Source organism: Limibacterium fermenti (genome assembly GCF_041902845.1).
Classification (GTDB): Bacteria; Bacteroidota; Bacteroidia; order Bacteroidales; family Dysgonomonadaceae; genus Limibacterium; species Limibacterium fermenti.
The window spans coordinates 3,036,433-3,054,957 of record NZ_CP159486.1 but is presented as its reverse complement, the minus strand read 5'-3'; the positions used below and the strand labels follow the sequence as shown (position 1 = coordinate 3,054,957).

General features: G+C 45.4%; 19 protein-coding genes. 5 read left to right on the top strand and 14 right to left on the bottom strand.

Annotated elements, in window-relative coordinates:
- The first annotated feature begins 41 nt into the window (after nucleotides 1-41).
- Nucleotides 42-1,361 carry a DEAD/DEAH box helicase gene (locus tag ABNK31_RS13250; protein ID WP_418892975.1) on the top strand — a complete coding sequence of 440 codons (1,320 nt, stop codon included), beginning with the start codon at nucleotides 42-44 and terminating at the stop codon, nucleotides 1,359-1,361.
- A gap of 24 nt (nucleotides 1,362-1,385) precedes the next feature.
- Here ABNK31_RS13250 and ABNK31_RS13245 read toward each other — a convergent pair whose 3' ends face one another.
- From ABNK31_RS13245 to ABNK31_RS13210, 8 genes are all read right to left on the bottom strand, one after another.
- Nucleotides 1,386-1,952 carry a 2-oxoacid:acceptor oxidoreductase family protein gene (locus ABNK31_RS13245; protein ID WP_418892974.1) on the bottom strand — a complete coding sequence of 189 codons (567 nt, stop codon included), beginning with the start codon at nucleotides 1,950-1,952 and terminating at the stop codon, nucleotides 1,386-1,388.
- Nucleotides 1,953-1,960: 8 nt separating this feature from the next.
- Nucleotides 1,961-2,722 (bottom strand): thiamine pyrophosphate-dependent enzyme, encoded by a 762-nt coding sequence (locus tag ABNK31_RS13240; RefSeq protein ID WP_418895412.1) that lies wholly within the window; start codon nucleotides 2,720-2,722, stop codon nucleotides 1,961-1,963.
- Between the two features lie 8 nt (nucleotides 2,723-2,730).
- On the bottom strand, nucleotides 2,731-2,889 hold the full coding sequence (locus ABNK31_RS13235) for a hypothetical protein (protein WP_418892973.1): 159 nt from the start codon (nucleotides 2,887-2,889) through the stop codon (nucleotides 2,731-2,733).
- A 12-nt stretch (nucleotides 2,890-2,901) separates the two neighbouring features.
- Entirely contained in the window at nucleotides 2,902-3,984 is a 1,083-nt protein-coding gene (locus ABNK31_RS13230; protein WP_418892972.1) for a 3-methyl-2-oxobutanoate dehydrogenase subunit VorB, read from the bottom strand.
- A gap of 60 nt (nucleotides 3,985-4,044) precedes the next feature.
- Nucleotides 4,045-4,275: a 4Fe-4S dicluster domain-containing protein gene (locus tag ABNK31_RS13225; RefSeq protein WP_418892971.1), complete on the bottom strand. Its 231-nt coding sequence runs from the start codon at nucleotides 4,273-4,275 to the stop codon at nucleotides 4,045-4,047.
- 473 nt (nucleotides 4,276-4,748) lie between these two features.
- Nucleotides 4,749-5,270 carry a KdsC family phosphatase gene (locus ABNK31_RS13220; protein ID WP_418892970.1) on the bottom strand — a complete coding sequence of 174 codons (522 nt, stop codon included), beginning with the start codon at nucleotides 5,268-5,270 and terminating at the stop codon, nucleotides 4,749-4,751.
- Complete coding sequence (locus tag ABNK31_RS13215; RefSeq protein WP_418892969.1) at nucleotides 5,267-6,034, bottom strand: Rossmann-like and DUF2520 domain-containing protein; 768 nt, start codon at nucleotides 6,032-6,034, stop codon at nucleotides 5,267-5,269. The genes ABNK31_RS13220 and ABNK31_RS13215 overlap by 4 nt, the downstream gene beginning before the upstream one ends.
- Nucleotides 6,035-6,063: 29 nt before the next feature.
- A complete protein-coding gene (locus ABNK31_RS13210) occupies nucleotides 6,064-6,609 on the bottom strand; it encodes a nitroreductase family protein (RefSeq protein WP_418892968.1) in 546 nt (181 codons plus the stop codon).
- 177 nt (nucleotides 6,610-6,786) lie between these two features.
- Here ABNK31_RS13210 and ABNK31_RS13205 point away from each other — a divergent pair, with 177 nt between their 5' ends.
- Together ABNK31_RS13205 and ABNK31_RS13200 are read left to right on the top strand one after the other, a co-directional pair.
- Nucleotides 6,787-7,497, top strand: a complete 711-nt coding sequence (locus tag ABNK31_RS13205; protein WP_418892967.1) for a hypothetical protein — start codon at nucleotides 6,787-6,789, stop codon at nucleotides 7,495-7,497.
- 28 nt (nucleotides 7,498-7,525) lie between these two features.
- Nucleotides 7,526-8,101 (top strand): response regulator transcription factor, encoded by a 576-nt coding sequence (locus tag ABNK31_RS13200; protein ID WP_418892966.1) that lies wholly within the window; start codon nucleotides 7,526-7,528, stop codon nucleotides 8,099-8,101.
- Nucleotides 8,102-8,105: 4 nt separating this feature from the next.
- On the opposite strand, the gene ABNK31_RS13195 is transcribed toward ABNK31_RS13200, so the two are convergent.
- From ABNK31_RS13195 to ABNK31_RS13170, 6 genes are all read right to left on the bottom strand, one after another.
- On the bottom strand, nucleotides 8,106-8,978 hold the full coding sequence (locus ABNK31_RS13195) for a polyphosphate kinase 2 family protein (RefSeq protein WP_418892965.1): 873 nt from the start codon (nucleotides 8,976-8,978) through the stop codon (nucleotides 8,106-8,108).
- Nucleotides 8,979-8,984: 6 nt separating this feature from the next.
- Complete coding sequence (locus tag ABNK31_RS13190; RefSeq protein WP_321578895.1) at nucleotides 8,985-10,610, bottom strand: S41 family peptidase; 1,626 nt, start codon at nucleotides 10,608-10,610, stop codon at nucleotides 8,985-8,987.
- Nucleotides 10,594-11,100, bottom strand: a complete 507-nt coding sequence (coaD, locus tag ABNK31_RS13185; RefSeq protein WP_418892964.1) for a pantetheine-phosphate adenylyltransferase — start codon at nucleotides 11,098-11,100, stop codon at nucleotides 10,594-10,596. Before coaD ends, ABNK31_RS13190 begins: the two co-directional genes overlap by 17 nt.
- A 42-nt stretch (nucleotides 11,101-11,142) precedes the next feature.
- Nucleotides 11,143-13,002 (bottom strand): DNA topoisomerase IV subunit B, encoded by a 1,860-nt coding sequence (locus ABNK31_RS13180; RefSeq protein WP_418892963.1) that lies wholly within the window; start codon nucleotides 13,000-13,002, stop codon nucleotides 11,143-11,145.
- A 178-nt stretch (nucleotides 13,003-13,180) separates the two neighbouring features.
- Nucleotides 13,181-14,311, bottom strand: coding sequence for a GNAT family N-acetyltransferase (locus ABNK31_RS13175; protein ID WP_418892962.1), 1,131 nt, complete (start codon nucleotides 14,309-14,311; stop codon nucleotides 13,181-13,183).
- Between the two features lie 69 nt (nucleotides 14,312-14,380).
- The gene (locus ABNK31_RS13170) at nucleotides 14,381-15,793 is read right to left on the bottom strand and encodes a transglycosylase SLT domain-containing protein (RefSeq protein WP_418892961.1); all 1,413 of its coding nucleotides are present in this window, start codon (nucleotides 15,791-15,793) and stop codon (nucleotides 14,381-14,383) included.
- Nucleotides 15,794-15,965: 172 nt separating this feature from the next.
- Between ABNK31_RS13170 and ABNK31_RS13165 the strand changes: the two genes are divergently transcribed.
- Both ABNK31_RS13165 and ABNK31_RS13160 read left to right on the top strand, forming a co-directional pair.
- Nucleotides 15,966-18,041: a hypothetical protein gene (locus tag ABNK31_RS13165; protein ID WP_418892960.1), complete on the top strand. Its 2,076-nt coding sequence runs from the start codon at nucleotides 15,966-15,968 to the stop codon at nucleotides 18,039-18,041.
- A 13-nt stretch (nucleotides 18,042-18,054) separates the two neighbouring features.
- Complete coding sequence (locus ABNK31_RS13160) at nucleotides 18,055-18,387, top strand: helix-turn-helix domain-containing protein (RefSeq protein WP_418892959.1); 333 nt, start codon at nucleotides 18,055-18,057, stop codon at nucleotides 18,385-18,387.
- Nucleotides 18,388-18,525: the final 138 nt, after the last annotated feature.

Genomic DNA, 18,525 nt, shown 5'->3' with positions numbered 1-18,525 from the left:
ACAAAAAAAATAATTATCTTTGTCCAAAAGAATAGAACTACATGCAATTTAATGAACTTCCTCTTTGTGATGCGCTTTTAGAAGGATTGGAGTCAATGAACTTTAAAGAGACTACTCCGGTACAAGAATTAGCAATTCCAGTCATTCTGAATAAACGCGATGTGATCGCTTGTGCGCAAACGGGAACGGGTAAAACAGCCGCTTTTTTATTGCCGTTAATTAACAATCTCCAGACCGAAGCGCACGACGAACGGAAGGTAAACGCCATCATTATGGCGCCTACCAGAGAACTGGCGCAACAAATCGATCAGCAGATGGAAGGTTTTTCCTATTTTACGCCGTTTTCTTCTGTGGCTGTTTATGGGGGAAACGATGGAGAGGCATGGGAGGTTCAAAAGCGAGGGTTGGTAAATGGTGCGGATGTGGTGATTGCTACACCCGGGCGATTGCTTTCGCATATCAACCTCTATAATATCGATTTTTCAGGCGTCAAGTATTTTATTTTGGATGAAGCCGACAGAATGTTGGACATGGGCTTCTTCGATGATATCATGAAGATTGAAAAGCTCCTGCCCAAAGATCGCCAAACAATCATGTTCTCGGCAACAATGCCTTCTAAAATACAGCAATTGGCTAAAACGATTCTGCGGGATCCCGAAGAAATTGCAATTGCTGTTGCACGTCCACCCGAAACCATCTTGCAATCGGCTTATATTTGTTATGATGCGCAAAAGATAGGCATCGTCGAATCGTTGTTTAAAGAAAAAAGGCCAAAAAAGGTGATCTTGTTTTCGGGATCGAAACAAAAGGTGAAAGATATCTCAAAGATATTGATCCGGATGGGGGTGTCATCGGGAGAGATGCATTCCGATTTGGATCAGTTGCAGCGGGACCGCGTCATGCATGAATTCCGTAACGAGCGGATCGATATTCTTGTTGCTACCGATATTGTAGCCCGGGGAATAGATATAGACGATATCACGTTGGTTATTAATTTCGATGTACCGTATGAGGTAGAAGACTACGTTCATCGTATCGGTCGGACGGCTCGCGCGGGCGATTCGGGCATGGCGATTACATTTGTTTCCCCGGAAGAGCAGTATCGCTTTGCCCAGATAGAAAAATTCCTCCAAAAAGAAATCTACAAGATACCGGTTCCTCCTGAACTCGGAGAAGCGCCTGTTTACGACCCGATGAATCAGCCTAAAAAGAAAAGGCCGTCTTCCGGAGGTAAGCGGAATTTCAGGAACAAAGGCAAAAAGAATAACAGCCGAGGAAAAAGCACAGAGGAAAACAAAAACCAAAAGGATCGCCACAATAGGTCGCGAAGCCGGCCTGACAAGAATCAAACCGGCTTCTGACAGCGTTTGCAAGCAAAAGGAAGCTTATGCTTTACAAACTTCCGCTTTCTGTTCCTGAGAAATAGTTTCCATTCCTCTGAAGATCGCTTTCTCATTCATCGGCAAGAGATGATGATGCCTTTCGGGAAGCGACTTTCTCAACCCTTCGATGACATTTTCGACCTGTACCATGGGCGCAACTTTCAATAAACCTCCTAACACGATCATGTTGAAAACTTTCGTATTCTCCATTTTCATGGATTCGTCCATTGCATCGATTCTGTATATATCGATGTCTTTTCGTTGAGCGGATTTGTGGATTCCGTAGGTGTCGTAAATAAGCGTACCGCCGGGTTTTACTTTATTTTCAAACTTTTCCATAGACGGTTGATTCAGGACAATAGCGATGTCGTATTGATCCACAATGGGAGAGCTGATGGGAGTATCGGAAACGATCACCGTGACGTTGGCTGTTCCACCCCGCTGTTCCGGCCCGTAAGCCGGAAACCAGGAAACTTCTTTGCCTCCCATTATCCCTGAGTAGGCAAGGATTTTACCGATTGATAATACGCCTTGTCCTCCAAATCCCGAAATAACAATTTCCTGTAACATGTTTGCTATTATATATTTTTTAAATCCCCCATGGGGTAAACCGGAAACATATTTTCGACCATCCACTCATTGGCGTTGGCAGGAGTCATTTTCCATCCCACATTGCAGGTCGAAACGACTTCCACGATCGACAGCCCCTTATTGGCCAATGAGTTTTCGAATGCCAGTTTGATCATTCGTTTGGTTTTCTTTACCGCGGCCGCCGAATGTACGCTTTGTCGCGTTGCCAAGCAAACGCCGTCTAAGAGAGCCAAGAGATCCAGTATCTTCAGGGGAGGTCCCATCAGATTGATATCGCGACCTTCAGGACAAGTTGCCGTTTTCATATGATCAAGCGTGGTAGGGGCCATTTGTCCGCCGGTCATTCCGTATATACCGTTATTAATAAAGATAATGGCTATATTTTCACCCCGGTTTGCCGCGTGGATGGTTTCTCCGGTCCCGATAGCCGCCAAATCGCCATCGCCTTGATAGGTGAAGACCAGTTTGTCCGGATTGAGACGTTTAACGGCCGTGGCTACAGCGGGCGCCCGTCCGTGTGCGGCCTCTTGCCAGTCGATATCCAAATATTTATAAGCGAATACGGCGCAACCTACCGGAGCGATTCCGATGGTTGTTTCCTGCAAGCCGAGTTCCCCGATTACTTCCCCGATGAGTTTGTGCACGACACCGTGTGAACACCCCGGGCAGTAATGCATATGGGTGTCATTCATCAATTCCGGCTTTGCATATACCAAATTTTCGGGACTTACTATATTGTTTGTATCCATCATTTCCACTATTTAGAGAATCTGTATATGAAATAGAAAATAATTGCCGCAGCGGCAAAATACCAGGCCAGTTCGATGTTCATTCCCGAAGCGTAATATATCACCACGGTGGCGATAAATGCAATAAGAAAAAGGATTAGGAATCGGTTTCTGGTTTTGGGTTTCATATTGATATGCGTTTAGTTGATTATTTTTTCCTTTAATGCCTCCAGCACACCATCGGGAGTGGGAACAATGCCACCCAAGCGGCCGTAATGCTCGACGGCTATTTTACCGTTTACCGCCAGACGCACATCTTCCACCATTTGTCCCGCATTTAATTCGACGGTCAGCATGCCTTTCACCCGATCGGCATAGTCGCGAATGATTTTACTTGGGAACGGCCATAAGGTAATCGGGCGAATCAGCCCTACGTTGATTCCTTCATTTCCGGCAAATTCGATTGTTTTCAGACATATACGAGCCGCAGAACCGAAGGCAACCAAAATATAGTCCGCCTTTTCGCAATTCACCAGTTCGTAGCGAACCTCCGCTTTTTCTATCTCACGGTATTTCGCTTGAAAACGCTCGTTGTTTTTTTCCATCACCGCAGAATCCAATTCGAGAGAAGTAATAATATTGGGTGCTCTGTCGGGCGTTTTGCCCAATGTAGCCCAAGGACATTGTTGCCTGATTTCCTGTTCGGTTCTTCTCCGCTGATATTCGGGCAGTTTTACTTTTTCCATCATCTGGCCGATGACCCCGTCCGTCAGAATCATAGCGGGATTGCGGTATTTAAAAGCTAAATCGAATCCCAAACCGACAAAATCAGCCATTTCCTGAACGGAATTAGGTGCGAGTGTAATTAAACGGTAATCGCCGTGTCCGCCACCTTTTACGGTCTGGAAATAATCTGCCTGAGAGGGTTGGATTGTTCCCAATCCGGGGCCTCCGCGTTGCACGTTTACAATAAGTCCGGGTAGTTCGGCGCCTGCCATATAGGAAATACCCTCTTGTTTAAGACTAATACCGGGACTTGAAGAAGACGTCATGGCATATTTGCCACATGCAGCTCCTCCGTAAACCATGTTTATGGCCGCCAGTTCGCTCTCTGCTTGCAGAACGACCATACCCGTAGTCTTCCAGGGAGCGGCCTCCATGAGCGTTTCGATAATTTCGGATTGAGGGGTGATCGGATAACCGAAGTAGCCGTCGACTCCGTATCGTATGGCCGAATAGGCTATCGCCTCGTTTCCTTTCAATAGTGATATTTCTTCCGACATATTTTGTTTTTCTTTATGCTATCGTAAAAAGCGTTTACTAAAATCCTAAAAGCGGATATATCATCCGACTTTTTTCCGATAAACTGTTAAACATGCGTCCGGGCATACGAGAGCACAATTCGTGCATCCGATGCAATCTTCCGGGTTTTTCATATAGGCATAGTGATATCCCCGGTCGTTCACCTCTCGAGGCTGCAATTCCAGAACGTCGGTGGGACACGCCACTCCGCATAGATCGCAGCCTTTGCAACGTTCGATATTCACCACTACATACCCTCTAATTTTAGCCATTATATGAGTATTTTATTAATAAATTGATTCATGCAAATATAACCATTGTTTTCAGGAAGTTACCTAATCTCACTGTTAATTTTTTTTACTTTGAGTCCTGTTATTCGAGCTGCTTTTGATCGATTTGTTATAAACGGGTTCCTTTTTGAAACAATTTCGTTTACAATAAAAACAAAATTGTTGGAAACTTCAATAAAAAATGCTCGTGAGTAAAAAACTGTTACTTTTGATATTCCTTCATTCACGGATAGGGGCGCCTTTGTGGCGCCGATGATTGTTGCAAAGGAATAATCTTATAAGTGTGCATGCAAATAAAAGGGATGATGTCCTCGCGAAAGGGACAAAAGTGGCGATTGCGGGGCGAAATATTTACATATGGGGTGAAAGCTCTCTTTGAAAAATGTCCGTTTCCCGGCTTTCTTTCGCCTCCGGTCTCCTGAGGAAGGCCTATTCAGGGTTGGCAATATTCGTCTTTACCACCCGAATGCTTCTTCATTCATCCATTTTCCTTGAGCGATGAGGACTTGGCGGATAACGTCGCGCGCCACGCCGCAACCACCTTTAACAGGAGAAATATACCGGGCTATTTGTTTTATTTCGGGAGCGGCGTCGGCAGGAGCCACGGGCAATCCCACTTCGCGCATTACAGGATAATCGGGGATGTCGTCTCCTATATAAACGATTTCTTCGGGAGTATAGCCGGTTTTGCTGATGTAATGCCGGTAATCGTTTATCTTAAAGGCGGACTTCATATAGATGTCGGTTATGCCGAGCGATTGATAACGTATTTTTACCGCTTGTGTATTTCCTCCTGTTATAATCGCTACGCCATAAGCGTTTTTGACAGCCAGGTTAAGGGCATATCCATCCTGAATATTGGCTGTCCTTAAAGGTTCTCCGGCGGAAGAAAGAGGAATTGTCTGACAAGATAAAACGCCGTCGACATCGAAAATAAAAGCTTTAATCTTTGTGAGATCGTATTGTATAATGCTCATAGACTGTGATCGTGTATACTATTACTTACCATCCAATATAGTTTTCGCAGCGTATCGTTGGACAGTAATTCTACTTGGCGCTGCATGACTTTTTCGTCGAAACGAACCGCCGGCCCTGTTTGGGCTTCGCGGGGAGATCGCTCCATTACTTTATCGGCCGTTTCGCGAATAAGCGGTTTGAGTACGTCGAAAGGAATATGCTCTTTTTGGAGGATTTCTTCGGCAAGGGTGTAAAAATGATTCGTGAAATTACAAGCGAATACAGCAGCGAGATGTAGATATTTTCTTTTTTCCCCCGAAAGGACGTGCACTTCTTCTGAAATGCTCCGAGCCAACGATTCTATTAATTGCTGTGTCGCGCTATTGTTTGCTTCAATGAATATCGGAATGTCTGAAAAGCTTACATTCCGCGATTTACTAAAGGTCTGTAAGGGATAAAGAACGCCTACATCCTCTTTATATTCCGAAAGGACAGAGACAGGCAAGCTGCCGGCCGTGTGTATCCATACACCATCAGTCGTGGGCATTTGTGCGGCGATGGCCGGTAAAGCATCATCCTTAAGGGCGAAGATATAGCAGTCTGCCGAAAGTTCGATCTGCCGGATGTCGTCTATCGCAGACGACTCAAGTTGGCGGGCGAGTTGGCGGGCATGGTCGATGTTTCGACTGAATACCTGCACAATTTCGTTTCCGGCTGTATAGAGTGCTTTGCCCAATTGAGTAGCCAGATTGCCTGCCCCGATAAATACCACTTTTTGACCCATGATCTTTTTTTTAAATTTAGCCGTACGGTTCATTCTATTTCCGGTAGACGGTATTGTTCGATGTGAACCTTTTCCCACCGTAACTTCTCGATGTCGTTGTGAGGACGTTTTTTATCCTTATGCCCGAAAGCAATAATGCATAAGACTTCGAGAGGCATGGGCAGTTCGAGCAATACACTCAGGTATTCTCCCGATGTACAAGTCTCGGAAAAATAGCGGTCACGTACTTGTACCCAGCAGCTTCCCAGTCCCAAGTCTTCCGCTTGCAATTGCATGTTGATGGCGGCAATAGACGCATCTTCGATCCACACCCTGCTGTCGAGCGGATTACCGAGAACAACTACCGCCAAAGCTGCATCGGCAATGAGTGCTGCGGATGAAGGTTTACATTTCGAGAGAGCGTTCAGACGTTCTTTATCTTCTACGACGACAAACTCCCAGGAATGCTTGTTTTTAGAAGTCGGGGAGAGTAGTGCGGCCTGCAAAATCGACTGTGTCTGCTCGGGCGTGAGCAGTTGATCGGTAAACTTGCGGATGCTTCTGCGTTGAAGAAGTAGGTTATGAAAATCGTTCATTTTAATCAGTTTATTCTATTGAAAGACATTTGTTGCAAAAATAAGCATAAGTTGAGAATTATGAATTATGAATTATGAAGGATAATCGGTATTTTTTGCGTCTTCCATCTTTTGTCTTGTTTTTTTGTCTTGTTCTTTGTTCTATTTTTACTACTTTTACAACAAAAATGTCCGATTATGTACTATTTCCAAAAGACGAAAGTGAATCCGAACAGTAAAATGACGCATCTTATCGAAGAGAATTCGGCATTATTACTGATGATGCAGCATTTTGAGATCGATTTCAAAGTGGGCGACTTGACGGTAAGCCAGATGTGTGACGAAAACCAGATCGGCGTAGAGTTGTTTATTACGGTTGCGAATCTTTACAACGGGTTCCGGCCGAAAAAAGTAACGATTTTCCCCGAACAAGATATTCTGCAAATCATTCGATTTCTTAAGAATAGTCATCAATATTATCAGTTTTATACGTATCCTCAAATAAGCACGTATATTCATTATCTGCAAGAAAACCATCCGGAAACAGAGTTGGTGCTGCTGGAGAATTTTTTTGATGAGTATTTTAGCGAAGTACTGGAACATTTCGATTATGAAGATAATGTGGCGTTTCCCTACTTTATCAAATTGCTTCAGGGAGATAAGGATCCTGAGACCGAGTTTTATTCGGCTAAAGAGTATAGCGATCACCATACGGACATTGAATTAAAATTGAAGGATTTAAAAAATCTTTTGATGAAATATATCAGTATAGAGGGGGATTTGATCGTGCGCAGGAAACTCTTTTTGGAGCTCTTCGAATTGGAGTACGATTTGTTTATCCATTCTCTTATTGAAGAGACTATATTGATTCCTTTAGGACAAAGTATTGAAAAAGAAAAGCATGCTTAAGCATAAGAATAAAATAAATATTATTATTATGGAATCCTCGCAAATTATTTGCGAAGGGTTGCGTCATATTCTTTATCAATCTGAATTGGACTGTTTTGTTACGAGGATCGAAACGTTGGATGATTTTTTGGAAATGTTGAATTCTCATCCGGTAGATATACTGATCGCCAATCCCATGCAATTCGTCAATAGGGAAAAGGATATTAAAAAGCTCCGCCGGTCACATCCCCATTTGGCGATTATCGGCATTGACTTCGGGGTGATGAAGAAGAAACTTTTCCATCTGATGGACGCCTATTTTTCGATCTATGACTCGGTTCAGCAGATATTGGAAGAGATAGAGAAAATTGAAGAGAGGGCGCTGTCGGATAATAATATTTTCCCCGATGACGATAATTTGACCGACCGCGAAATAGATGTGCTTATCAAACTTGTTAACGGTAATTCCAACAAAGAGATTGCCGATACGCTGAATATCAGTATCCACACGGTGACGACACACCGGAAGAATATTGCGGTGAAAACAGGCATTAAGAGCCTTTCGGGGTTGACGATTTACGCCATATCGAAAAAGATTGTTTCGATAGAAGATTTGAAATTCTGAAATCTTATTCGTTCATAAGGCGACGACGCGCTTCGGCGAGCATTTCCGGTGATTCGGCGGGAGGAAATCGTAAGTCGAGTTTTTTGAAATGTTCGATGATAATATCTCCCACCGCCACCCGGGTGAAAAATTTCTTGTCGGCGGGAATGACATACCAGGGGGCATAAGGCCTGGACGTTTTCTCCAACATCTCTTCGTATGCACGCTGATAATCGTCCCATTGTGCCCGGGCCTGTATATCGGCGGAACTGAACTTCCAGTTCTTGTCCGGTTCATCGAGGCGAGCCAGAAAACGTTCCTTTTGTTCGTCTTTCGATAAATGCAGGAAAAACTTGACAATTACCATCCCATTTTCCGCCCAATGCCGTTCGATGGCATTGATGTCCCGGTAACGGTTTTCCCAGAATTCTTTGTCCAGCTTCTCTATCGAATGCAATCCGGGGATCCGCTCGTTCATGATCCAAGACGGATTGACTTTCGTCGCCAATACATTCTCGTAATGCGATCGATTGAATATCTCGATCATTCCGCGCTGCGGAAGCGCAAGATAATGGCGCCATATATAATCATGCTCCAATTCGTTCTTGGTGGGCGTTTTAAAGCTATGCACCCGACAACCCTGCGGGTTGATGCCCGACATCACATGCCGGATCACTCCGTCTTTTCCCGCAGCGTCGGGAGCCTGTAAGATAATCAGCATGGAATGTTTGTCGGCGGCATAAAATATCTCCTGATATTTTTTTAACTCGCGGATATTGTTTTGAATTTCGTCTTTGGCCGATTCTTTGGTATATCCTCCCGTTTCGCACGTTGCGAAATTCTTGAGGGTTACCTTCGCGCCTTGTTCAATACGGAAACGGTTGTAATCAAAATTCATAAGGCATTATCGGTTTACATTGCTACCGATACCCTTCAACAGGCCGTTGTAGCGATCGGGATCGGAAAGAATCTCGAGTCCTGCCCGGAAGATATCGTTATCATCGTTCATAATTTTGTAAAAAGCCGAAGTGTCGTAGAGATTGTGGGCGATCAATGCTTTCAGTTGCAAGAGCATTAACTTTTCCGAACGTTGATACTCCGTTTCGTCCCATTTGATTTTTTCTTCCGCCGCCATCAGCTTGATTTTTTCTACCATGGCAGGCGTAATTTGATAACCTGCTTTAAAAGCATCTACATCGGGGAACGATTTGAGTAACGCGTTACGGTTGTTGTCGACCTCGGCGATGGCCAGCCGGTTAAAGATCCCTTTGGCATTCATCTCGACATGAAGGCGTGAGCCCGAAGTGGTGTCGACCGGTACAAAATAATCGGGCATGATTCCGCCACCACCGTAAACGGTGCGCTTGGTTGTCAGGGTCGTGTATTTCAACGAGTCCGGGAACTGTATACTATCGGCATCGAACATCTCTCCGTGTTCATAGCGATTGAGAAAGTCGTTGTTATATTCATCGATATGCCCTTCTTCATAAGGCTTCTGGATGCTTCGGCCCGTAGGGGTGTAGTATTTGGCTACGGTGAGGCGTATCATGGTTCCGTCGGGTAGAGGAAGCTGTCGTTGAACGAGGCCCTTGCCGAAAGTCCGGCGCCCCACGATGATCCCCCGGTCCCAATCTTGAATAGCGCCCGCTACAATTTCGCTGGCCGAAGCCGAGCCTTCATTCACCAAAATGATCAAGTCCCCGTTTTCGAATTTTCCACGCGAAGTGGCATTCATGGTAAAACGGGGCTGGTTTTTTCCTTCGGTGTACACAATGAGTTTTTCATTCCCTAAAAACTCATCGGCAATATCACTGGCCGTTTGTAAAATGCCCCCTCCGTTGCCGGTAAGGTCGAGAATGAGTTTTTTCATCCCTTTCGCTTTCAGTTCGTCTTCGGCTTTAAGAAATTCCTCCACCGAGGTTACCCCGAAACGACTCAGCCGGATATAACCTATCTCGTTATTTACCATATAAGTCGCGTCGATGCTGTAAATAGGAATTTTATCTCGGACTATTTTAAATTCCAATAAATTATCCACTCCCCGGCGCTGTACTTTCACATTGACGGTGGTACCCTTCGGCCCGCGTAATTTTTTAATTACTTCCTGATTGTTCATTTTCACACCGGCAATCAGCGTGTCGTTTACATACAGGATTTTATCGCCCGATTGGATGCCTACTTTCTGCGAAGGCCCTCCCGCAACCACTTCCATCACGTAGAGGGTGTCGGTAAGCATATTAAAGGCGATGCCGATGCCGTCGAAGTTGCCTTGCAGCGGCTCGTTCATGGCGCGTACTTCCTCTTCGTTGAGATACGACGAATGCGGATCTAATTCTTTGAGCATCGCCCTGAGGGCAACTTCGGTGATTTTCTTCGAATCCACATCGTCTACATATAGATTATTGATGAGTTGAAGCGAGCGTTCGAGCTTGATGCCTTCGGCGCTGGGGCGGAACTGTGCCAGGGTGTTTCCCCACACAAGCAGGAAACCGGCGGCCAGAATAAGTAGTCTTTTATTGATCATTTTCATTTTTTATATCGTAAATTTTCATTCCTTTCGGGATGAATCCCGAAACGTCGTGCCCGTATCGCAGCAACTCCCTCACTTGCGTCGAACTGATATGCGTGAGCGCAGGCTCTGTAAATAATAACAGCGTTTCGATTCCGGACAATGATCGATTCATATCGGCAATGGTTTTTTCATATTCGAAATCATTCACCGAACGGATGCCCCGAAGGATAAAAGAAGCATTCACTTCGCGGGCAAAATCGATGGTCAGCGAATGATAGCTTTCGACGCGCACCCGGTTTTCATCTTTATAATAATCTCTGATCATCTCCACTCGTTGATGTAACGGGAAATAATTTTTTTTGGCCTCGTTCGTCCCCACCGCGATAATGATTTTATCGAGAAACTGCAACCCCCGACGGATCAAGGATTCGTGTCCGATCGTAAAAGGATCGAAAGTTCCCGGGAAAAGGGCGATGCGGGGCCGTTGTACAGAAGAGTATGTAGGCATATCTATATTCTAATAAGAATGAATGGGACGCGGTTCTTGACCTCAGGCGCTTTCTTCCACGACCAGATTGTCGATAATGAAATTTTGGCGCTCCGGGGTATTCTTTCCCATATAAAATTCCAGCAATTCTTTCAGTAAGTCTTCTTTACGCATACTTACTTTGTCGAGCCGTATATCTTTGCCGATAAAATGGCGGAATTCATCGGGCGAGATCTCTCCAAGCCCTTTAAAACGCGTTATCTCCGGATTGGGACCCAACTCTTTCATGGCCGAAAGGCGGTCTTCTTCGGTATAACAATAGAGCGTTTTCTTTTTGTTCCGCACCCTGAAAAGAGGCGTTTGCAAAATATAAACGTGGTTTTTTTTAATCAAATCGGGGAAGAACTGAAGGAAGAAGGTGATGAGCAGCAAACGGATGTGCATGCCGTCGGTATCGGCATCGGTTGCGATAATCACTTTATTGTAACGCAGCCCGTCCATGCCCTCCTCGATATTCAACGCCGCCTGCAACAGATTGAACTCTTCATTCTCATACACTATTTTTTTCGTCAACCCGAATGAATTGAGCGGCTTGCCTCGAAGGCTGAAAACAGCTTGCAGATTCGGATCACGGCTTTTCGTGATGGAACCGCTGGCCGAGTCACCCTCGGTGATGAAGATGCAGGTATCGTCGCGGTTGTCGCCTTTCGAATCGTTGTAATGGATGCGGCAGTCACGCAGTTTTTTGTTATGCAGATTGGCTTTCTTTGCCCTTTCGCGCGCCAGTTTGGTAACGCCGGCAATCGCTTTACGCTCTTTTTCCGAGTCGAGGATTTTCTTTTGCAAGATGTCGGAAGTTTCGGTACTCTTGTGCAGGTAATTATCGAGTTCCTTCTTCAGGAAATCGTTAATATACTTGCTGACCGAAATGCCGTTCGGCGACATCTCTTTCGAGCCCAGCTTCGTTTTTGTTTGCGACTCGAATACCGGCTCTTCCACTTTAATACTGATGCATGCCACCATGCCGTTGCGGATGTCGGAATATTCGAAATTCCGGTTGTAGTACTCTTTGATGATACGGGCTGTCGCTTCGCGGAAGGCCGTCAGGTGCGTCCCCCCTTGCGTGGTGTGCTGCCCGTTTACAAACGAGTAATATTCTTCGCCATATTGATTGGTGTGCGTAATCGCGACTTCTATATCTTCACCGGAAAGGTGGATGATGGGATAGAGCAGGTCGGAAGTGAGATTCTCATTGAGTAAGTCGACCAATCCGTTTTTCGAATAAAATTTCTGTCCGTTAAAGAGGATGGTCAAACCCGTATTTAAGAAAACATAGTTTTTGAGCAACGGGGCGATATGCTCTTCTCGGTAATGATACGGGCCGAAGATACCGGCATCAGGAACAAACTCCACCAATGTGCCGTTTCCTTCTTCAGAGGGAGCGATAGGGTTCTCTTGTGACAAGATGCCTTGATGAAACTCCACGCCTTTGGCTTGTCCTTCGCGTACGCTTTGCATAAAAAAGTGCGACGACAATGCGTTGACCGCTTTAATACCCACGCCATTCAGTCCGACCGATTTTTTAAACGCTTTCGAATCGTATTTCGCGCCGGTGTTCATCTTGGAACATACGTCGATAACCTTTCCCAAAGGTACGCCGCGACCATGGTCGCGCACCCGTACGGTTTCCCCCTCGATGACGACTTCAATGGTTCTTCCGAAGCCCATCATATACTCATCGATCGAGTTGTCCAACACCTCTTTTAAAAGAACATATATACCGTCGTCGGAAGAAGAGCCGTCGCCCAACTTTCCGATATACATTCCGGGACGGCGGCGGATATGCTCTTGCCATTCCAGAGTGACGATATTATCTTCCTGATAGTTACTTGTTGATTGTATTATATTTTCTAATTCGCTCACTCTTACTCCTTATTTGGTTTCCGGTCACCGGTTCTCCGGTCTTCAGTCACCGGTCACCGGTCTAATGTCTAATGTTTTTATTATCAGGTCTTTTGGCGTTCAGCCTTTCATTTATCATTCGTAATTTGTCATTTGTAATTAGTAATTAGTAATTACTAATTACTAATCGTCTTTCGTCTTACAACTCTTTTATAAACGCCCGGCGTCTTTTAGTCTGTTTCGCTTCCAGGTCGTCCCACATCGAATGCACTTTATGGTTCGTTTCCAGTTCCACATTACTTTCGGCATATTCAAATCCTAAACGGATGGCGGCGGGAATAAACTCATTGAATAACAAGGCCGTTATTCCTTTCCCTTGATATTCGGGATCAACGGCGACCAAAAGCAAATCAAGAACTTTATTGTCTTTCCCTTTCAACGCCTTGTAAAGGTGGTACCATCCCGTAGGCATAAAACGACCCCTTGATTTTTGCAAGGCTGTCGACATGCTCGGCAGTCCGATACCCACTCCTATCAGTTTGTTATCTTCCTGCCGGATGACGACTGTCAGAAAGTCGAGACGAAGCATGGGGATATACATGTCCACATAATAGTCAATTTGCCGTTCGGTCAGTTCCACATATCCGTAAATCTCTTTATATGCTTTGTTGATTAATCGAAAGATGTCTTTTGCATAGGGATACACATCGTCTTTCCTGGCGAAGTGCTTCACTTCCACGCCGGAACGCCTTTTAACGATTTCCGAAGCGCGCATGAAACGCTCGGGCAGTTCCCGGGGGATCGTTATCAAAAACTCCACCCAGTCCTGATCTTTTATATAGCCCATCCGGTACATGTGATCCACGTAATAGGGATAATTATAGATGGTTGCCATGGTTCCCATCTGATCAAAGCCTTCCACCAACATTCCTTCGTGATCCAGATCGGTGAATCCCATCGGGCCCAGTATTTTTTCCATGCCCCTGAAACGGGCCCAACTCTCCGCGGCGCCAAAGAGGGCGTCCACCACTTCCACGTCGTCAATAAAATCGACAAAGCCGAAACGGGCCTGTTTGTGATTCCATCGTTCGTTGGCCTTGTAATTAATCATAACGGCGATACGCCCCACGATTTCATTATCGCGGTAAGCGAGAAAATAGGTTGCCTCACAATGATCGAAAGCCGGATTCTTCGCCCTGTTTAACGTCGCTAATTCATCGTAAATGAGAGGCGGAACATAATATTCATTTCCCTCATAAAGATCAATACCGAAGTGGACGAATTTTCTCAGCGATTCTTTATCATTTATTTTACTAATAGTAACTGACATCTTTTCCTTAGTTTTCGATTTGATTTTCTATTCGCATTTCCTTTAAAAGGAATAAGAACACAAAGATAGTTATTTTTTTATTCTTGGCGCGGAATCATCTGTTTTCTCTTTATAGCTTTGCCATTGCGCCATGACATTCTTCACATAATTGACGGTTTCGTCGGAACGAAAGTAACCGAACTGGCATACCGGATCTTCGTAGTAAAGCTGTAAGCGTTTCAGTTGCAGGTATCTCTCCACGTTTCCGCTCCAAACGTTTTTGTCGGCTTGGTACTTTTGGGCGAGCGCCCGTGCATCGGAAACATGCCCGATGCCGCCGTTGTATGCGGCGAGCGCCAATTTCAATCTTTCGGAAGGATCTTTTACCGACGAAAAAGTGTCGAGAAGCCGTTTCAGATAGCGTGTACCGCCACGGATATTCTGCTCCGGATCGAATAGATGACTGATAGATACACCAACCGTTTCGGCCGTCGACGGCATTAAGCCCATCAATCCTCCGGCGCCGGTCCATGCCTCGGCCAGCGGATCGAACGACGATTCGTAATACGCCATGGAAGTCAATAACCGCCAGTCGATTCCGAAAAGGTCGCCATAGTGTTTGAAGTACGTATCGAACGGCGAGATTTGTCCGGTTTGCAAGTTTATCATGGTCGTGGGGGGACTGTAGAAGGCGCTTCGCTTCGTTTCTTCAAAATAGCGTTTGGTGATTTGCGAATAAGTCGGCTGCGTATTTCGTTGCTCAAACCAGCGATTCAGCGAGTCGGCCAATACGGGCCTGTTTTTAGTCACCACCCACGATGAGCGTTGGTCGAAACTCACTTGCAGGTTTATATCGATATTACGGTAATAGGTTTGATTGAGCTTGGCCAGGTAATTATTGGCCACGGTGTACCGGATTTCACCTTCGGAGACCATGCGGATCAAATCCTCCAATATGATGGTGTCTTTATCGGCGGTCCGTATATCGATGCCGCCGCCCAACTCTTCGTTCAGGTTTTGCATCCGCTGTTCGTATTGCGATCCGTTTAACACCGTTACTTGTTTGCCGATGAGTTGCGTCACGTCCGAAAGCAAGGTGTCCGTCGCTTCCGCCCGTTGCACCAATACCTGGTGCGTAATCTGCTGAAGCCCGCAGTAAATAAGCGAATCTTTCAGCCGGTTCTGCAAAGGAATAGGATAAGCAATCATATCGGCCTTTTCAGCTTGCAACAAGTCTACCATGGCGGCGGCATTTTGAGCGATAATGATTTCGGGGACGAGGTTGTGTTGCCGGCAGAAATCCTTGACCATATCATAATGATATCCCATGGGTTGGTCGCGATAAATGAAGTACGAGGTCGACGTGTTGAGCGTCAATATGCGAAGAGTGTCCTTTTCCATGATTTCGGAAAAATCGTAACCGGACGATGCTTCTTTTTTTGCGTTTGTACAGGATGCCAGTAGAAGCAATATGGCGGCGAACACGCGGATCAAGTGGCCCATATCGACAGTTCGTTTTATTATTTGTCTGCAAATTTATAAAAATCCGTTTAATATTTTGATATCTGAGACCTGATTATTGATGTGCTGATGGGTTGGTGCTGATTATTTTTTTGCAGGCGAGAATTGAATTATACACTTAAAAATAAGTAGCTTTGTATTACGTTTAATAGAAATGATAAATGATATTCTTTTTTCTGTAATGAACCGCCCGCTTGTCTTTCGTATTCTTGCTTGCGTTGTTTGTTTGGATTTGTTTGAGGTGAAAGGACAAACAAACGATTGGCGATCGTATGTGCAGGAAATGGCCGAGGAAGAACCGGATGAGACTATTCTGGAAAACATGATCGAGGAACTGATTCAGTTGGAAAACCATCCGATGAATCTGAATGCCGTTACCCGCGATGCCCTCGAACGTTTTCCGTTGCTGTCTGCCGGGGAAGCCGCCGGTCTGGCCGACTTCCTGACGAAAAACCGTCCGGTGTACACGGTTTATGAATTGAGAAACGTCCCTTCGCTGTCGTTCAATAAAATTCAATTGATCCTCCCTTTCTTTTTTGTCGGGGAATTTGAAACCCAAGAAGCTTCCTTGCGGATGCGTGACGTGCTGCGATACGGCAAAAAAGAACTCCAAATCCGTCTGGATAAAACGCTGACGGAACGCGCCGGTTACCGGACGTATCCGGATAGCGTCCTCGCACGGTATCCAAACCGGAAATATGCCGGAGAAGATTTTTATCATTCCTTGCGTTTCGCTTTTTCCTATCGCGAGAAAGTCCAATTCGGGGTGATCGTCGAGAAAGATGCCGGAGAACCGCTCTTTCGCCCATTAAAAGGCTTCGATCATGACGGATTTTATTTTATCCTGCGGGAAGAGAAAGGGTTTCTGAAGAATGTAACGCTGGGAGATTACCGCCTGTCGTTCGGACAAGGGCTCATCGTGAATAACGACTTTATGATCAGTAAATCGTGGGCGGTGACGAATATCGTCCGCCGCACGCAAGCCCCGAAACGACATTTCTCTGCGGCCGAAAGCGGTTTCTTCCGGGGCGGTGCGGCGGTTTTCAATCTCAACCCTGTTTCGGTAACTCTTTTTTATTCCCGTAAACTCATCGATGCCAACCTCTCAGACGAGGAGATCACCTCTTTCAAGACCGACGGTTATCACCGGACGCCTCTTGAAATCAGCAAGAAAGGAAATACGCGTGAACAAGTCGCCGGGGCAAATGTCAATTACCGGAAAGACCGCCTTCAAATCGGGGCGAGCGCCGTATATTATTCGTATAATCGAAAGGATAATCCGGCCCTTCGCGATTATAACCGGTACTATTTGCGCGGGTACCATCATTGGAATGCCAGTGTCGATTATTCCTATCGTTTTTCGCACCTGGTTGTAGCCGGCGAAACGGCGGTTGCCGGAAACGGAGCCGTGGCCACGCTGAATGCGATTCATTACAATCCTTCCTCACGGTTGTCTGTCAGTTTGCTGCATCGTTATTTTCCCATCTCTTACAATGCGTTGTATGGGCAGGCTTTTTCCGAAGGCGGGAAAGTGCAGAACGAACAAGGAATATATTTAGGAGCCACCTGTAGCCTGTCGAGTAGAATATCCCTGACAAGTTATATCGATTACGTGTATTTTCCTTGGATGAAATACGGTGTCGATACGCCTTCGCACGCTATCGACGGTTATTTTCTCGGCACGTATTCCTTTAGCGATGCGTCAAAACTCGATCTTCGCTATAAATTCAAGCGAAAAGAGAAAAATGCGCATTACCCCGATGACGAGTCGACCACCGTTTTGCCGTATTATACCCATAAGTTACGTTTGCGATTCGCTCTTGTGCCCGAAAAGGGTTGGTATTTCCGTTCTGCGGCCGAAGCCGTCCGTTATCGTCAACAATATGTAAGCGAGGAATTCGGATATCAACTTTCGCAACAAATCGGTTATCGGGGGAAAGGTAAAATGACGGGCGAAATGTACGGTTCGTATTTCGATACGGATTCTTATCAAACCCGTTTGTATTCCAATGAGCGGAATCTGTTGAACACCTTTTATATTCCATCTTTTTACGGCCAGGGCGGCCGCTTGGCGTTGTCGTTGAGGTGTGCCGTTACTTCGAAGCTTTCCGTCTCGGTTAAAGGAGCCTTTACGCATTATTTCGATAGGGATTTCATCGGTACGGGTACCGAAAAGATCGATGGCAGCGATAGGACAGATGTATATATGTATATCCGGTGGAAGTTTTGAAAAAGTAGAAAAAATGACAACAAAAAATAAAGAATTGGAAGTCTTTACTTTCGACCAAATAAAAGATGAATTTATCGGTGAAATAGGGACCGAAAAACGGACTCGGTACGAACGGGAACTCCAACTTGAAATGTTGGGAGAAATGATTCGCAAAGTCAGGCTCGAGAGAAATCTGACGCAGCAGGAGTTGGGCGAATTGATAGGGGTTCAAAGGGCGCAAATATCCAAGTTGGAAAATAATACGACGAATGTAACGATGGAAACGATCTTGAAAGTCTTCGGTGCATTAAAAGCAAAAGTGAATTTTAATGTGGAGCTTTTGAACAACAACGAACAGATAGCATAATAACGGAAAATAAACGGTCGTTGTATAGGAGGCACGTCACTGGTTCATGACCCGGGCATTTTCGTTATTTAGCACCGAATAAATTGCGACCATCGATTTTATATCCGGATTATTGGGCTGTATTTGTTCGACTATCCG

What these genes read in the sequence shown, in the direction of transcription:
- ABNK31_RS13165 (WP_418892960.1), top strand. Translation starts at nt 15,966, where the DNA reads ATGATAAATGATATTCTTTTTTCTGTAATGAACCGCCCGCTTGTCTTT.
- ABNK31_RS13220 (WP_418892970.1), bottom strand. Translation starts at nt 5,270, where the DNA reads ATGAGCATTATACAATACGATCTCACAAAGATTAAAGCTTTTATTTTC.
- ABNK31_RS13190 (WP_321578895.1), bottom strand. Translation starts at nt 10,610, where the DNA reads ATGAAAATGATCAATAAAAGACTACTTATTCTGGCCGCCGGTTTCCTG.
- coaD (WP_418892964.1), bottom strand. Translation starts at nt 11,100, where the DNA reads ATGCCTACATACTCTTCTGTACAACGGCCCCGCATCGCCCTTTTCCCG.
- ABNK31_RS13215 (WP_418892969.1), bottom strand. Translation starts at nt 6,034, where the DNA reads ATGGGTCAAAAAGTGGTATTTATCGGGGCAGGCAATCTGGCTACTCAA.
- ABNK31_RS13225 (WP_418892971.1), bottom strand. Translation starts at nt 4,275, where the DNA reads ATGGCTAAAATTAGAGGGTATGTAGTGGTGAATATCGAACGTTGCAAA.
- ABNK31_RS13170 (WP_418892961.1), bottom strand. Translation starts at nt 15,793, where the DNA reads ATGGGCCACTTGATCCGCGTGTTCGCCGCCATATTGCTTCTACTGGCA.
- ABNK31_RS13175 (WP_418892962.1), bottom strand. Translation starts at nt 14,311, where the DNA reads ATGTCAGTTACTATTAGTAAAATAAATGATAAAGAATCGCTGAGAAAA.
- ABNK31_RS13240 (WP_418895412.1), bottom strand. Translation starts at nt 2,722, where the DNA reads ATGGATACAAACAATATAGTAAGTCCCGAAAATTTGGTATATGCAAAG.
- ABNK31_RS13245 (WP_418892974.1), bottom strand. Translation starts at nt 1,952, where the DNA reads ATGTTACAGGAAATTGTTATTTCGGGATTTGGAGGACAAGGCGTATTA.
- ABNK31_RS13195 (WP_418892965.1), bottom strand. Translation starts at nt 8,978, where the DNA reads ATGAATTTTGATTACAACCGTTTCCGTATTGAACAAGGCGCGAAGGTA.
- ABNK31_RS13230 (WP_418892972.1), bottom strand. Translation starts at nt 3,984, where the DNA reads ATGTCGGAAGAAATATCACTATTGAAAGGAAACGAGGCGATAGCCTAT.
- ABNK31_RS13205 (WP_418892967.1), top strand. Translation starts at nt 6,787, where the DNA reads ATGTACTATTTCCAAAAGACGAAAGTGAATCCGAACAGTAAAATGACG.
- ABNK31_RS13160 (WP_418892959.1), top strand. Translation starts at nt 18,055, where the DNA reads ATGACAACAAAAAATAAAGAATTGGAAGTCTTTACTTTCGACCAAATA.
- ABNK31_RS13210 (WP_418892968.1), bottom strand. Translation starts at nt 6,609, where the DNA reads ATGAACGATTTTCATAACCTACTTCTTCAACGCAGAAGCATCCGCAAG.
- ABNK31_RS13250 (WP_418892975.1), top strand. Translation starts at nt 42, where the DNA reads ATGCAATTTAATGAACTTCCTCTTTGTGATGCGCTTTTAGAAGGATTG.
- ABNK31_RS13200 (WP_418892966.1), top strand. Translation starts at nt 7,526, where the DNA reads ATGGAATCCTCGCAAATTATTTGCGAAGGGTTGCGTCATATTCTTTAT.
- ABNK31_RS13235 (WP_418892973.1), bottom strand. Translation starts at nt 2,889, where the DNA reads ATGAAACCCAAAACCAGAAACCGATTCCTAATCCTTTTTCTTATTGCA.